Annotated in this window: 2 protein-coding genes; both read right to left on the bottom strand. The window is 35.9% G+C overall.

Annotation, left to right across the window (positions count from 1 at the left end):
- Positions 1-127: 127 nt before the first annotated feature.
- The gene (locus ABD792_RS16840; RefSeq protein ID WP_345007538.1) at positions 128-496 is read right to left on the bottom strand and encodes a hypothetical protein; all 369 of its coding nucleotides are present in this window, start codon (positions 494-496) and stop codon (positions 128-130) included.
- The gene (locus ABD792_RS16835; protein WP_345007537.1) at positions 496-1,116 is read right to left on the bottom strand and encodes an HD domain-containing protein; all 621 of its coding nucleotides are present in this window, start codon (positions 1,114-1,116) and stop codon (positions 496-498) included. Before ABD792_RS16835 ends, ABD792_RS16840 begins: the two co-directional genes overlap by 1 nt.
- Positions 1,117-1,199 lie beyond the last annotated feature (83 nt).

The raw sequence follows: 1,199 nt of genomic DNA, 5'->3' as shown, positions 1-1,199 counted from the left end.
TTTTCAAAAACAAGTTTTTCGTATTCCTGCCAGGTCATATTAGTGTAGTTTGTTTATGCTCCATAACGTTTGGTGTATGGTGCGTATCCCGAAGGGTATGCACTATACATGGTGTTGGGGCATCGTTTTAATTTTTGTTCTTTTTCCAGAGTTCAAATTTCGCATTATCGGTTGATGTTGCAGCTTTAATTACTTCTTCAAAATCAAACCCATCATATTTTGAAACAATGTCGTAAACCTCGTCATATTTCGGAGCACCTTGAGGCATTGAGCATCCTTTATCGTTACCCATCAACATTAACCAAACATCTGGTAGAAACGGACCTTCATCGGTGGTTACTATCGATATCTCTTGAATCTCATCCCAGTTGATTTTTTCAATATCACGTTTGGGGTGTTCGACCATAACATAATCGTCTGTGATTGAGATGTCGTAGTAATCTTCAGGTTGTTTTCTAACCTCTTTCTTCTTAAATAGTCTGTCTAAAAGTCCCATTATTCTTCTCCTAATTCAGTTCTAATGTTTTTACGTGCTTGCTCCTCAAAGTTCATTTTGAATTCATTGGTTTTAAATATCCTGTCCATTTCAAGAAAATGTCTCAGAACTTTCTTTCTACCTTTATTGTAAAAGAAGTCCGGATAAACCGAATATTCTTTTCTTATTTTCTTCGTGTAATCCAAATAGTTTTCATGTTCATCACCTAAAATTGCAAGGTCGAAATCAACAAGGAAGTTGGTGTCAGATTCTGTGTCATTGCCATGCTCTTTCGTTGCCAAAATTTGTTCGTGACATTTAGTTATTCTATCGCTCGGCAAACCAAGTCTTTTCAATCGTACTTTTGCAATTTCAGCACTCTTAAGTTCATTATCTGAACGCTTTGAATTGTAGACAATATCGTGATAGAAAACAGAAAACAAGAGTGTGTCGATGTCAACCAGTTCGGATTTGTATTCGAACGCCAACTTCATCATGAACTCCAAATGATTTAGATTGTGGTAGTGTCGATTTTTTCCTGAGTAGTTCTTTTCAATCTCATTCCATAACTCATCTATCAGACCCATATCCGAGGTGTAGGTCAAGGTTAAGTCATGCCATATTTCTTTTAGATTCTTCAAATTAATGTGCCCCAACGGCAGTCTGTCTCAAAACTACCAATTAAAGTTTAAAGATAGATTAAAAAGAAAAGATCAACAAAGAA

The organism is Snuella lapsa, from assembly GCF_039539345.1.
In the GTDB taxonomy this organism is placed as follows: Bacteria; Bacteroidota; Bacteroidia; order Flavobacteriales; family Flavobacteriaceae; genus Snuella; species Snuella lapsa.
Note: the sequence above shows the minus strand (reverse complement) of the source record. Positions and strands in the feature narration are given on the sequence as shown.